Consider the following 12,312-nt stretch of genomic DNA (forward strand, 5'->3'; position numbering starts at 1 on the left):
CCAGCGCCGCGATCCCGCCCTACGGACGCCCGATTACAGGATCAGACGGCGCACGTCGGTCAGCAGCTTGCCCAGGTGCACGGTGAAGCGCGCGGCGGCCGCGCCGTCGATCACGCGGTGATCGAAGGACAGGGACAGCGGGCACATCAGGCGCGGCGCGAACTCCTTGCCGTTCCACACCGGCTTGATCTGCGATTTGCAGACGCCGAGGATGGCCACTTCCGGCGCGTTCACGATAGGCGTGAAGCTGGTGCCGCCGATGCCGCCCAGGGACGAGATGGTGAAGGTCGCGCCTTGCATGTCGGTCGGCTTCAGCTTGCCTTCGCGGGCCAGCTTGGACAGGTCGGTCAGTTCCTGGGCGATCTGGCGCAGGCCCTTCTTGTCTGCGTCCTTGATCACCGGCACTACCAGGCCGTTAGGCGTGTCGGCGGCGAAACCGATGTGGTAGTACTGCTTCAGCACTAGGTTGTCGCCGTCCAGCGAGCTGTTGAAGTTCGGGAAGGCCTTCAGCGCTTCGGCGGCGGCCTTGATGATGAAGGCCAGCGGGCTGATCTTCAGGCCGGACTTTTCCCATTCCTTGCCCACGGTCTTGCGGAAGTCTTCCAGCTCGGTGATGTCGCACTCGTCGTTGAACGTGACGTGCGGGATCATCACCCAGTTGCGCGACAGGTTGGCGCCGGAAATCTTCTGAATGCGCGACAGCGGCTTGGTTTCGATCGGGCCGAACTTGGCGAAGTCCACCTTCGGCCACGGCAGCAGGTCCAGACCCGCGCCGGAGCCGGCCGGCGCGGCGGCCGGGGCCAGCGCAGCCGGGTTCTGCATCACGCCCTTGACGAAGGCCTTGACGTCGTCTTCGGTGACGCGGCCCTTGCGGCCGTTGCCCTTCACCTTGCCCAGGTCCACGCCCAGTTCGCGCGCCAGACGGCGCACGGACGGGCCGGCGTGGGCCTTGGAGAAGGCGATTTCGTCGATGGCGGCGGACACGGCGGCGGCTACCGGAGCCACTACCGGCGCGGCTGCAACCGGGGCCGGAGCGGCCGGGGCTACTGCCGGAGCCGGCGCAGCGGCGGCCGGGGCGGAAGCGGCGACAGCGCCTTCCACCACGACGATCAGGTCGCCTTCGCTGACCTTGTCGCCCACCTTGATCTTCACTTCCACCACCTTGCCGGCGGCGGTGGCCGGCACTTCCATGGTGGCCTTGTCGGTCTCCAGCGTGATCAGGCTGTCGTCGACGGCGATTTGGTCGCCCACTTTGACCGTCACTTCGATCACATCGACGCCGTTATGGCCGCCGATATCAGGCACGCGGATTTCGCTGCGGCCAGACGCGGCGGGCGCTGCTGCGGGAGCGGCGGCGACCGGCGCCGGGGCTGCGGCCGGAGCGGCAGCGGGTGCCGGCGCGGCTGCTGCCGGGGCCGGAGCCGACGCGGCGGCACCCACTTCGATGATGGCGATCACGTCGCCTTCGGAAATCTTGCCGCCCACGACGGCCTTCACTTCCTTGACCACGCCGGCGGCTTCCGCCGGCACTTCCATGGTGGCCTTGTCGGTTTCCAGGGTGATCAGGGAATCGTCCACGGACACGGTCTGGCCCGGGGCGATGAATACTTCGATGATGTCTACGTTGCTGTGACCGCCGATGTCGGGCACTTTCAGTTCGATCAGATTGCTCATGAGCTTTCCATTCGTAGGGCGGAAGCCCCTCTCGGGGCTTGCCGCCGGATATCCGCTACAGATTCGCTTGCCGTGCAAAGGCGGAAGCCCCCGGCCAAGGCCGGGGCTTCCGCCCTGCGATTACACCTTCCAGCTCGGCAGCTTGTCGGTCTTGATGCCGTACTTGGCGATGGCCTCGGCCACCTTGGCGCCTTCGATCTTGCCGTCGCGGGCCAGAGCGGACAGAGCCGCCAGCGCCACGTGGTAGCGATCCACCTCGAAGAAGGAGCGCAGGTTGGCGCGGCTGTCCGAGCGGCCGAAGCCGTCGGTGCCCAGCACGACGAAGCGGCCCGGCACGTAGGCGCGGATCTGGTCGGCATAGTTGCGGATGTAGTCGGTCGCGGCGATCACCGGGCCGTTGCGGCCGGCCAGCTGCTGCTCGACGTAGGAGGAACGGGCCTCGGCGGTCGGGTTCAGCAGGTTGTGGCGCTCGGCTTCCATGCCGTCGCGGCGCAGCTGGTTGAAGGAGGTCACGCTCCAGATGTCGGCGCCGATGCCGAAATCAGCCTTCAGCAGGTCGGCCGCGGCCATCACTTCGCGCAGGATGGTGCCGGAGCCCATCAGTTGCACCTTGACCTTGGCGTCGCCGCCGTCCTGCAGCAGGTACATGCCCTTCAGAATGCCCTCTTCCGCGCCTGCCGGCATCGCCGGGTGAACGTAGTTTTCGTTCATCAGGGTCAGGTAGTAGAAGACGTCTTCCTGCTCGGCGTACATGCGGCGCATGCCGTCTTGCACGATCACGGCCAGCTCGTAGGCGAAGGTCGGATCGTAGCTGATGCAGTTCGGGATCAGGCCGGCCTGGATGTGGCTGTGGCCGTCTTCGTGCTGCAGGCCTTCGCCGTTCAGCGTGGTGCGGCCGGCGGTGCCGCCCAAGAGGAAGCCGCGGGCGCGCATGTCGCCAGCCGCCCAGGCCAGGTCGCCGATGCGCTGGAAGCCGAACATCGAGTAGTAGATGTAGAACGGAATCATCGGCTGGCTGCTGTTGGCGTAGCTGGTCGCCGCGGCGATCCAGTCGGCCATCGCGCCCGGCTCGTTGATGCCTTCCTGCAGGATCTGGCCGTCCTTGGATTCCTTGTAGAACATCAGCTGGTCATGGTCCTGCGGCACGTAGTTCTGACCCTGGGTGGACCAGATGCCGTACTGGCGGAACATGCCTTCCATGCCGAAGGTGCGGGACTCGTCCGGCACGATCGGCACCACGCGCTTGCCGACGTTCTTGTCCTTCATGATGGTGCCCAGCATGCGGACGAAGGCCATCGTGGTGGAGAACTCGCGGTCGCCCGACGCTTGCAGCTGCGCGTCGAAGGCGGACAGTTCCGGCACCGCCAGCGGGTGGTTGACCGGGTTGCGGGCCGGCAGATAGCCGCCCAGCGCCGCGCGGCGTTCGCGCATGTACTTCATTTCCGGGCTGTCTTCGGCCGGCAGGTAGTACGGCACGTTCGGCAGATCGGCGTCGGACACCGGGATGCCGAAGCGGTCGCGGAAGTTGCGCAGACTGTCCAGGTCCATCTTCTTGGCCTGGTGGGCGATGTTCTTGGCTTCGCCGGACGCGCCCATGCCGTAACCCTTGATGGTCTTGGCCAGGATCACGGTCGGACGGCCGTTGGCGTTGTAGCTGGCCTCGTGGTAGGCCGCGTACACCTTGTGCGGGTCATGGCCGCCGCGATTGAGATTCCAGATCTCTTCGTCGGACATGTTGGCCACCATTTCGCGCAGCTCCGGATACTTGCCGAAGAAGTGCTCGCGAACATAGCCGCCGTCCTTGGACTTGAAGGTCTGGTAGTCGCCGTCCACGCACTCGTCCATGCGCTTCTTCAGCAGGCCCTTGGTGTCCATGGCCAAGAGCGGGTCCCAACGGGAGCCCCAGATCACTTTCAACACGTTCCAGCCGGAACCGCGGAAGTCGCCTTCCAGTTCCTGGATGATCTTGCCGTTGCCGCGCACCGGACCGTCCAGGCGCTGCAGGTTGCAGTTGATCACGAACACCAGATTGTCCAGGCCTTCGCGGGCGGCCATGGCGATCGCGCCCAGCGATTCCGGCTCGTCCATCTCGCCGTCGCCGCAGAAGCACCACACCTTGCGGCCCATGGTCTTGGCCAGGCCGCGGCTTTCCAGGTACTTCAGGAAGCGGGCTTGGTAGATGGCCATCAGCGGGCCCAGGCCCATCGATACGGTCGGGAACTGCCAGAAGTCCTTCATCAGCCACGGGTGCGGATAGGAAGACAGGCCCTTGCCATCCACTTCCTGGCGGAAGTTGTCCATCTGGTCGGCGGAGAGGCGGCCCTCCATGAAGGCGCGGGAATACACGCCCGGAGCGATGTGGCCCTGGAAGTAGATCAGGTCGCCGTCCTGGTTTTCATTCTGGGCGCGCCAGAAATGGTTGAAACCGACGTCGTACAAGGTGGCGGAGGACTGGAAGGACGCGATGTGGCCGCCCAGCTCCAGATCCTTCTTGCCGGCGCGCAGCACCATGGCGGCGGCGTTCCAGCGGTTGATCGAGCGGATGCGGTGCTCCATCTCGTGATTGCCCGGCGACTTGGCTTCCTTGCCGACGGGGATGGTGTTCTGGTAAGCGGTAGTGGCGTCGAACGGCAGGTGGGCACCGCGGCGGCGCGTGCGCTCGACCATGGTCTCCAGCAGGAAGTGGGCGCGTTCCGCGCCTTCGTTGTCCAGCACCGATTCCAGCGCTTCAGTCCACTCCTGGGTTTCCAACGGATCGATATCGTCAGGGAAAGTTGCAGCCATCTCTGGTCCTCACAGCGGGTGACATCGGGGACCGAGTCTCGAAACCGGCCGGTCCCGCGTTTTATGCTATTGGCTCAGAAGCGAGCCAATTATTTGATTTGCGATTATAAACGAACAGATTCGCAAATAAAAATGTTCATTTGCGAATGGGTGTAAAGCAACCCCGCCAGTGTACGACTGGATGGATTCGCAAAGGAATAGCCGTCGACGGCTAAGACAGCTGGAAGTCGCGAAAAAAACAGATGTTGCGCCGCATCATGTTGTTTTTTTGCGATAAGCCGCGCGATCCTGAAACAATTGTTTCAATTCCGCGCAGCCTTGCGCTCCTCCTTGGCCAGCCTCTCCACCTCGCGCAGGCGGGCTTCCAGCATGGATCTCAAGTAGAAGTCGTCCCCCTTGGCCTTGCCGGCCAACTGGTACTGCTCCAGCGCCGCGCCGTAGCGTTGTTCGTAATAGAACGCATTGCCCAAGGCGGCGTGGTAGCGCAGCGGGTCTTTGTCGGCGTACAGCTTGGCCTCGCGCCGGTACAGCGCCGGATCGTCGCGCCGGTTGTCCAGCAACTGGCGCAGCTGCCCCTGGGCGGCCTTGCGATCGCCGCCGTCCAGCGCGGCATCCAGCTGGGCCAGTTGCAGCGACTCGCTGCGCGGGAAGGCCGACAAGCCATCCCTGGCCGCGCGGGCGGCGGCGGCCCAGTCGCGGCCATCGCGGGCGATCTCCACCTCCAGCCCGTACAGCATGGGGTTGTCCGGCAGCTTGGCGCGAGCCTTGGCCAAGGCGTCGCTGGCGCCCTTGCGGTCATGCTGCAGCAACTTGGCGCGCGCCAGGCCATACCAATTTGCGCCTTCGCTGAGGAACAAGCCCCGCTGCAGCGCGCTGTCGTAATGGGAAACCGCCTCTTCCGGCGACAGGGTGAGGACGCGCAGCTTCTCGCGCACCAGCAAGTAGTCGACGCTGTCGGCGCGCATCCGCACCGGGTAGTCCAACGCGCGGTTCTGCGCCTCGCTGATCCGCTCCAGCGTCACCGGGTGGGTGCGCAAAAAGGCGTAGGCGGTGTTGTCGCTGTAGCGGCTGGCCTGCTCCAGCCGCTGGAAGAAGGACGCCATGTAGCGCACGTCGAAGCCGGCGGCGCCCATGTATTGCATGCCGACGCGGTCCGCCTCGCGCTCGAAATCGCGCGAGAACGCCAGCTGCCGGGAAATGGACAGGCCCATGCCGGCCGACACCGCGCCCATCGCGCCCTCGCCGCTGCCGGCCTTGGCCGCCAGCGCGGCGGCGACGATGGTGCCCAACAGCAACAAGGGGCTGGTGGCGCTATTGGCCGCCTGCATCCGCGCGATGTGGCGCTGGGCGACGTGGGCGGTTTCGTGGCCGAGCACGGCGGCCAACTCGCCTTCGCTCTGGGAGGCCAGCATCAGGCCGATATTGATGCCGACATAGCCGCCGGGCATGGCAAAGGCGTTGATACCGGGATCGGCGACGCAAAAATAGGTGAAGTGGACTCCCGGCACCGCGGCCGCCGCGGCCAGACGGCCGCCGATGCCGTTCAGGTAGACATTGACCTCGGGGTCGTCCACCACGTCGCCGGCTTCGCGCATCGCGCGCAGCGCGTCGCGGCCGATGCGCGCCTCGTCGGACAATGACAGCGAGGCGTCGGATATCTCGCCCAGATCAGGCAGATCGGCGCGGACGGTCAGCGGCTGGGCCAGCGTGGAGGCCAGCAGCGCGCACAGCAGACTCTTCTTCGAGAAGCTCATGGCAGCCGCGAACGGATCAAGCCGGCATCGGCGAAGCCGCGCGCAATGTTGAACAATTGCACCAATTCGCCATGACGAAAGGGTTCATCCAGGCTTGCCGCGCGGGGCGGCTTCTGCAACGCGAACAGCAGGCGGCTTTTCATCATAGGGCTTATGATAGCCGCGAACGATGCGAAATGGCATGCGCGCAATTGTGCGCAATGTTAAACAATTGTAGCGCGCTGCCATGATGAACGGATTCCGCTAGACTCGACCGCATTCCCCTACCGGTGCTCCGCCATGCCCACCCTGCCCTCCGCCCCGCTCCGCCTCACCGCTCCGGATGGCCGCGCCGCCTTCGGCGTTTACCAGGGCATCGTGCCCGAACTGAGCTGGCGGACGCTAGCGCTGACGCCATTGCAGCGCCTGTCGCGCAAGCTGCACCACAAGCGCTGGCAATACGCGGCCCTCGCCCACGACGATTTCCTGATCGCCGCCGCAGTGGTGGACGTGGGCTGGAACGGCACCGCCTTCGCCTATCTGTTCGATCGCAAGCAAGGAAAAGTAGTGGCCGCCGCCAGCGCCAACGGCCTGCCCGGCATCGGCGTGAACCTGGCCGACCGCGCCTTCGGCGACGCCCGCTTCCGTCTCCCCGGCAAGCGCTTCGTCTTCGAGCGCGCCGGCGACGTTCTGCGGCTGAGCGTGGCCAGCCGCGAACTGAGCCTGGACGCGGAAATTGACCTCTCAGCGATGCCGCCGGTGCTGGCGGTGGTGGCGCCGGCCAATTATCTGGCCCACAGCACCCACAAGAGCGGCGGCCTGCCCGCGCGCGGCGAGGCGCGCTGCGCGGCCGGTCGCTACGATCTGTCCGCCGCGACCGCCTCGCTCGACTACTCCAACGGCCTGCTGGCCCGCGAAACGCGCTGGCGCTGGGCCAGCGCCCACGGCGCCGGCATCGGCTTCAATCTGCAGCAGGGCTATATGGGCCGCGAGGAAAACGCGGTGTGGCTGGACGGCCGGCTGTGGCGCGTCGGCGCGGCGACATTCGACTACCAGGCGGAAAACCCGCTGGCGCCATGGCGCATCCGCAGCGACGACGGCATGGTGGATCTGACTTTCACGCCGGAAGGCGCGCGGCGCGAGGACAAGAACCTGATCGTCGCCGCCAGCCGCTACGTGCAGCCGGTGGGCCGCTTCGACGGCGAGCTGATCGACCCCGACAGCGGAACGCGCCACGCAGTGCGCGCCTTGGCCGGCGTCACCGAAGACCATGTCTCGCGCTGGTAAAGCCGCGCTGCTCACCAAAGACTTTGAACAGGCTATTAAGATGCTGCTGTTGAAATTGCTGCTGGTGCCGGCGCTGATCTGGCTGATCAGCGCCGCCGCCAGAAAATGGGGGCCGGGCGTGGCCGGCGCGCTGGCGGGTTTCCCGGTGATCACCGGCTCGATCCTGCTGATCCTGACCCTGGAGCAAGGGCCGGACTTCGCCCGCCAAGCGGCGCTGGCTTCGGCGATGGGCGCCGCCGCCAACGTGGTGTTCGGCATCGCCTACAGCTGGGCCGCCCTGCGCTGGCGCTGGCCGCTGTGCCTGCCGCTGGGCGTGGCCGGCTACGCGCTCGCCGTCGTCGCCAGCCAGGCCGCGGCGCTGCCGCCATGGCCCGCGGCAATGCTGGGCCTGGCCTTCCTGCCCCTGGCCGGCTTTTTGTTTCCCGCTCCGCCCGCCACGGCGAGCGCCCTTCCCCGCGAAGCCGGCATGGCTCCCCGGATGGCGGCCGGCGCGGTGCTGGTGCTGATCATCACCAGCCTGTCGCAAAAACTGGGGCCATCGCTCAGCGGCCTGCTGGCGGTGTTTCCGGTGCTGGCCAGCGTGCTGGGCGTCTTCACCCACGCCAGCGCCGGCCCCGCCGCCGCCATCCGCCTGCTGCGCGGCATGGTGCGCGGCTTCTACGCCTTCATCGCCTTCTGCCTGGCGCTGGCCGGCGCGCTGGACGCGCTGCGGCCGGCCTCCGCCTTCCTGCTGGCGCTGAGCCTGGCGGTGCTGGTGCAGCTGGCCGTGATGTGGCTGGGCCGGCATCGCCATTGAGCCGGCAATAAAAAACGCCCCATGCGGGGCGTTGGGATACGGAAGCGGATCGCGTTCAGCGCGCGCCCACCGGCCACACGGTGCGGCCGTATTGCTCGTTCAGCACGGTGGCCATCGCCAGATAGATGGCGCTGGCGCCGCAGACGATGCCCTCGAAGCCGGCGATCATGCCGATCACCGCGTTGCCGGTGAAATCGCGCGCCGCCAGCAGGAAGAACAGCACGGTCAGCGAGGCGAACACGAACTGCTTGACCCGCGGATAGTTGACGGTGCCCACCAGCATGAACAGCGTGAACACGCCCCACATCAGCAGGTACCAGCCCATATAGCCTTCCGGCGTCGGGTCGGCCAGGCCGGTCTTGGGCAGCACGATCAGCAGCACCAGGCTCAGCCAGAACAGGCCGTAGGACAGAAAGGCGGTAACGCCGAAAGTGTTGCCGCGGCGGAACTCCATGATGCCGGCGACGATCTGCGCCAGGCCGCCGTAGCACAGGCCCATCGCCAGGATCATCGCGCTGATCGGATAAAAGCCGGCGTTGTGGATATTGAGAAGAATGGTGGTCATGCCGAAGCCCATCAGGCCCAGCGGGGCCGGGTTGGCCAGTTTTTCGTTCACGAAACGCTCCAGAATAAGCAAGCAGTAATATTTAAGGAGGCGCGATTCTAGGCAAGGCGGTCCGGCGCGGCAAGGAGATTCGTCAAACTCTGTATAATTAGCATGAGGACCAACTCTGCTTGCAATCGCCGCCTTCGCCCCCATCTGTACAGACCGATTCAGCCGCGAATTTCTGTCCGGATTCCGCCGACTGGTGGTAGCATGCCGCCCGGAATAGAGCAAAGCCTCCAGAGCGAATTCACCTATGCGCCCGCCGGACGCACAGGTGAATCCGTCCCGATATCCGCATAGGAAACCGCACCCATGGACCGACTGAATACCCTGCTCGAGCACAACCGCGCCTTCGTGGAAAACCGCGAATACGAGCAATACAAGACCGACAAGTTTCCCGGCAAGGGCCTGGCCATCCTCGCCTGCATGGATGCCCGCATGGTGGAGCTGCTGCCCAAGGCGATGGGCCTGAAGAACGGCGACGCCAAGCTGATCAAGAACGCCGGCGCGCTGATCACCCACCCCTGGGGCTCGGTGATGCGCAGCCTGATCATGGCGGTGTACGAATTGCGCGCCGACGAGATCTGCGTGGTCGCCCACCGCGATTGTGGCATGCGCGCGGTCGATCCGCAGCGCGTGCTGAACCACGCGATGGAGCGCGGCGTATCCGAAGACACCATCGCCACCCTGCGCGCGGCCGGCATCGACCTGGACGGCTGGCTGAAGGGCTTCGACAACGTGTCCGACAGCGTGCGCCACACCGTGCAGACCATCCGCAACCATCCCTTGATGCCCAAGGACGTTCCGGTGCACGGCATGGTGATCCACCCGTCCACCGGCCGACTGGAAATGGTGATCAACGGCTACGGCGACGAGGAAGCGCCAGCCGAATGAGCGCCCGCGTCGGCGTGTTCGGCGGCACCTTCGATCCCGTCCACCACGCCCACCTGCGCATGGCGCGCGCCTTCGCCGACGAACTGGCGCTCGACGAAGTCAGGCTGATTCCCGCCGGCCAGCCCTACCACCGGGTGGAAGGGCCGCGCGCCAGCGCCGCGCAACGCCTGGACATGGTGAAGCTAGCCATCACCGGCGACGCCAGGCTGACGGTGGATGAGCGCGAGATCCGCCGCCATCGTCCCGCCTACACCGTGGACACGCTGCGCGAACTGCGCGCCGAGCTGGGCGCAGCCGCCGAACTATGGTTTCTGGTCGGCGGCGACTCGCTGGCGGCGCTGTCCTCCTGGAAGAATTGGCGCGAGCTGTTCCGCCTCGCCAACCTCGCCGTCGCGATGCGGCCCGGCTTCGATCCGGCCGCCCTCCCCCCCCAAGTCCGCCAAGAGTGGCAGGCCCGCCAAGTATCTGATTTTTCAAATCGAACGGCTTCCGGTACAATCCGCCCCCTGGCCCTCCCGCCGCTCGATCTGTCCGCCACCCGCCTGAGGGCCCAGCTGGCCGCCGACGAGCCGGTGGAAGGTCTGATCGATCCCGCCGTGCTGGCCTACATCCGCCGGCAGCGGCTATACCGGTAGGGCACCGCCCTACCCGCTCTTTTTGGTACCTCTTGCCGGCGCCTGTGCCTGCTATGTACCGGCACAGGAAAAGGAATCATGGAAATTCAAGAAATCAGCAAACTGGCCGTAGAGGCTCTGGAAGACGTCAAGGGCAAGGACATCATCGAACTGGATACCAGCGAGCTCACCTCGCTGTTCCAACGCATGATCGTCGCCACCGGCGACTCCAATCGCCAGGTGAAGGCGCTGGCCAACAGCGTGCAGGTGAAACTGAAGGAAGCCGGCGTGGACATCGTCGGCAGCGAAGGCCACGAAAGCGGCGAATGGGTGCTGGTGGACGCCGGCGACGTGGTGGTGCACGTGATGCTGCCCGCCGTGCGCGACTACTACGACATCGAGGCGCTGTGGGGCGGCCAGAAGCCCAGCTTCGCGCTGGGCGCCGCCAAACCGTGGTCGGCGGTATAAGCTGACCGAACAAGGGCGGGTTCTTCCCGCCCTTTCGTTTTTCTCCCTCCGCACAAGCCCTTCCCGATGAAAATCACCATACTCGCCGTCGGCACCAAGATGCCGCGCTGGGTCGACGAGGCCTATACCGATTACGCCAAGCGCTTCGGCCGCGACATCACGCTTGAACTGAAAGAGATCAAGCCGGAGAAGCGCGGCGGCGGCGTCACCGCCGAGAAAGGCATCGCCGCCGAGCACGAACGGCTGATCGCCGCCATCCCGCCGCGCGCGCGGCTGGTGGTGATGGACGAGCGCGGCAAGAACTGGACCTCGGTCAAGCTGGCCGAAGGCCTGAAGGAGTGGATGGCCGGCGGCGACGACGTGGTCTTCGTCATCGGCGGCGCCGACGGTCTGTCGCAAGAGCTGAAGCAACGCGCCGACGTGCTGCTGCAGCTGTCGGCGATGACCTTGCCTCACGGCATGGTGCGGGTGATGCTGGCCGAGCAGATCTACCGCGCCTACTCGATACTCAACAACCACCCTTATCATCGCGAATAGCGCGCCGTCGCTGCGCCATGAAAACAGCCCCGCGGCCTGAGCCGACGGGGCTGTCGTTTTTGCGGTCCCCACCGCGCGCAAAACGCGGCAGAGACTAGACGCTTACTTCCAGCTGGACGCGATCACCGGCTGCAACGCCGCCTGGTAATCGGCCGGCAGCGTCATCTGGCCCGCCGCCGGCGGGTTGAACGACGCCATCGCCGTCACCAGCGCCTGCACCTGCGAAGCCGCCAGCGCCTTGCCGTCGCCGGAGCGGATGGTCTCCAGCTGGTTGGCGGCATTACCGAACCAGTTGTCCACCACCACCTTGTCGCCGCCGCCGATCACGCTGACTTCCAGACTATTGTTCTGCTTGCGGAACCACAGCTGGTCGGCGTTGACACCCTTGTCGAACTCCAGCGCGTCCTGCCCGCCGGAATCCTGCACCAGATCCGCGCCGTCGCCGCGGCCAAAACGGTAGGTATCGTTGCCGTTACCGCCATTCAGGGTGTCGTTGCCAATGCCGCCGCGCAGGGTGTCGTTGCCTTCCTCTCCGAACAAGCCGTCGTCGCCCGCTCCGCCTTCGATCAGGTCGTTGCCGACCCCGCCGTACAGCGAGTCATTGCCGCCGTTGCCCTGGATCCAGTCGTCGACGTCGCCGCCGCGCAGGGTGTCGCCCAGCTCGGTGCCCACCAGCGGCACCCCTTGCTTCATCAGCTGGTCGGCCGTCCACTTCACGCCGCTGGCGAAGGTGATCTGCTCGATCCAGTACAGCTGGTTGGCGAACCAGTTCTGCACCGTCACGCTGTCCCGGCCGTTGACGTGGCGGAACACCATGTCGTTGCCGCTGCGCAGCGCCTGGATGTCGCTTTCCTTGATGTCGGCGCCGAAGACCAGCTCATCGCGGTACGAGTCTTCCGCGCTGACGCGGTAGGCCTT

Annotated in this window: 12 protein-coding genes; 6 read left to right on the forward strand and 6 right to left on the reverse strand. The window is 65.9% G+C overall.

Annotated elements, in window-relative coordinates; translation table 11 throughout:
• Window positions 1-33: 33 nt before the first annotated feature.
• From aceF to VA599_RS18710, 4 genes are all read right to left on the reverse strand, one after another.
• Window positions 34-1,674, reverse strand: coding sequence for a dihydrolipoyllysine-residue acetyltransferase (aceF, locus tag VA599_RS18695; RefSeq protein ID WP_346790012.1), 1,641 nt, complete (start codon window positions 1,672-1,674; stop codon window positions 34-36).
• 120 nt (window positions 1,675-1,794) lie between these two features.
• Window positions 1,795-4,458, reverse strand: a complete 2,664-nt coding sequence (gene aceE / locus VA599_RS18700; RefSeq protein ID WP_104945574.1) for a pyruvate dehydrogenase (acetyl-transferring), homodimeric type — start codon at window positions 4,456-4,458, stop codon at window positions 1,795-1,797.
• Window positions 4,459-4,760: 302 nt separating this feature from the next.
• Entirely contained in the window at window positions 4,761-6,212 is a 1,452-nt protein-coding gene (locus VA599_RS18705) for a beta-barrel assembly-enhancing protease (protein WP_346790014.1), read from the reverse strand.
• Window positions 6,209-6,358, reverse strand: a complete 150-nt coding sequence (locus VA599_RS18710; RefSeq protein WP_021475660.1) for a hypothetical protein — start codon at window positions 6,356-6,358, stop codon at window positions 6,209-6,211. Before VA599_RS18710 ends, VA599_RS18705 begins: the two co-directional genes overlap by 4 nt.
• 133 nt (window positions 6,359-6,491) lie before the next feature.
• Between VA599_RS18710 and VA599_RS18715 the strand changes: the two genes are divergently transcribed.
• Window positions 6,492-7,478: a DUF2804 domain-containing protein gene (locus VA599_RS18715; protein ID WP_346790016.1), complete on the forward strand. Its 987-nt coding sequence runs from the start codon at window positions 6,492-6,494 to the stop codon at window positions 7,476-7,478.
• 40 nt (window positions 7,479-7,518) lie between these two features.
• Window positions 7,519-8,274, forward strand: a complete 756-nt coding sequence (locus VA599_RS18720) for a hypothetical protein (RefSeq protein WP_104945577.1) — start codon at window positions 7,519-7,521, stop codon at window positions 8,272-8,274.
• A gap of 55 nt (window positions 8,275-8,329) precedes the next feature.
• On the opposite strand, the gene VA599_RS18725 is transcribed toward VA599_RS18720, so the two are convergent.
• Window positions 8,330-8,890 carry an acetate uptake transporter gene (locus tag VA599_RS18725; RefSeq protein ID WP_046159025.1) on the reverse strand — a complete coding sequence of 187 codons (561 nt, stop codon included), beginning with the start codon at window positions 8,888-8,890 and terminating at the stop codon, window positions 8,330-8,332.
• Window positions 8,891-9,193: 303 nt separating this feature from the next.
• Between VA599_RS18725 and VA599_RS18730 the strand changes: the two genes are divergently transcribed.
• From VA599_RS18730 to rlmH, 4 genes are all read left to right on the forward strand, one after another.
• Complete coding sequence (locus VA599_RS18730) at window positions 9,194-9,775, forward strand: beta-class carbonic anhydrase (RefSeq protein WP_021475656.1); 582 nt, start codon at window positions 9,194-9,196, stop codon at window positions 9,773-9,775.
• Window positions 9,772-10,410: a nicotinate-nucleotide adenylyltransferase gene (nadD, locus tag VA599_RS18735; protein ID WP_346790019.1), complete on the forward strand. Its 639-nt coding sequence runs from the start codon at window positions 9,772-9,774 to the stop codon at window positions 10,408-10,410. The genes VA599_RS18730 and nadD overlap by 4 nt, the downstream gene beginning before the upstream one ends.
• 78 nt (window positions 10,411-10,488) lie before the next feature.
• Window positions 10,489-10,857 (forward strand): ribosome silencing factor, encoded by a 369-nt coding sequence (rsfS, locus tag VA599_RS18740; RefSeq protein ID WP_021475654.1) that lies wholly within the window; start codon window positions 10,489-10,491, stop codon window positions 10,855-10,857.
• A 66-nt stretch (window positions 10,858-10,923) separates the two neighbouring features.
• Window positions 10,924-11,394 (forward strand): 23S rRNA (pseudouridine(1915)-N(3))-methyltransferase RlmH, encoded by a 471-nt coding sequence (gene rlmH / locus VA599_RS18745; RefSeq protein ID WP_021475653.1) that lies wholly within the window; start codon window positions 10,924-10,926, stop codon window positions 11,392-11,394.
• Between the two features lie 102 nt (window positions 11,395-11,496).
• Here the strand turns inward: rlmH and VA599_RS18750 are convergent.
• On the reverse strand, window positions 11,497-12,312 hold an 816-nt coding region (locus tag VA599_RS18750), incomplete at its 5' end, for a calcium-binding protein (RefSeq protein WP_346790022.1).

Origin of the sequence: Chromobacterium indicum (genome assembly GCF_039708975.1) — a bacterium.
Classification (GTDB): domain Bacteria; phylum Pseudomonadota; class Gammaproteobacteria; order Burkholderiales; family Chromobacteriaceae; genus Chromobacterium; species Chromobacterium piscinae.

Coding starts and splice junctions, on each gene's coding strand:
- VA599_RS18705 (WP_346790014.1), bottom strand. CDS start 6,212: ATGAGCTTCTCGAAGAAGAGTCTGCTGTGCGCGCTGCTGGCCTCCACG.
- aceF (WP_346790012.1), bottom strand. CDS start 1,674: ATGAGCAATCTGATCGAACTGAAAGTGCCCGACATCGGCGGTCACAGC.
- rsfS (WP_021475654.1), top strand. CDS start 10,489: ATGGAAATTCAAGAAATCAGCAAACTGGCCGTAGAGGCTCTGGAAGAC.
- rlmH (WP_021475653.1), top strand. CDS start 10,924: ATGAAAATCACCATACTCGCCGTCGGCACCAAGATGCCGCGCTGGGTC.
- aceE (WP_104945574.1), bottom strand. CDS start 4,458: ATGGCTGCAACTTTCCCTGACGATATCGATCCGTTGGAAACCCAGGAG.
- nadD (WP_346790019.1), top strand. CDS start 9,772: ATGAGCGCCCGCGTCGGCGTGTTCGGCGGCACCTTCGATCCCGTCCAC.
- VA599_RS18730 (WP_021475656.1), top strand. CDS start 9,194: ATGGACCGACTGAATACCCTGCTCGAGCACAACCGCGCCTTCGTGGAA.
- VA599_RS18720 (WP_104945577.1), top strand. CDS start 7,519: ATGCTGCTGTTGAAATTGCTGCTGGTGCCGGCGCTGATCTGGCTGATC.
- VA599_RS18710 (WP_021475660.1), bottom strand. CDS start 6,358: ATGATGAAAAGCCGCCTGCTGTTCGCGTTGCAGAAGCCGCCCCGCGCG.
- VA599_RS18715 (WP_346790016.1), top strand. CDS start 6,492: ATGCCCACCCTGCCCTCCGCCCCGCTCCGCCTCACCGCTCCGGATGGC.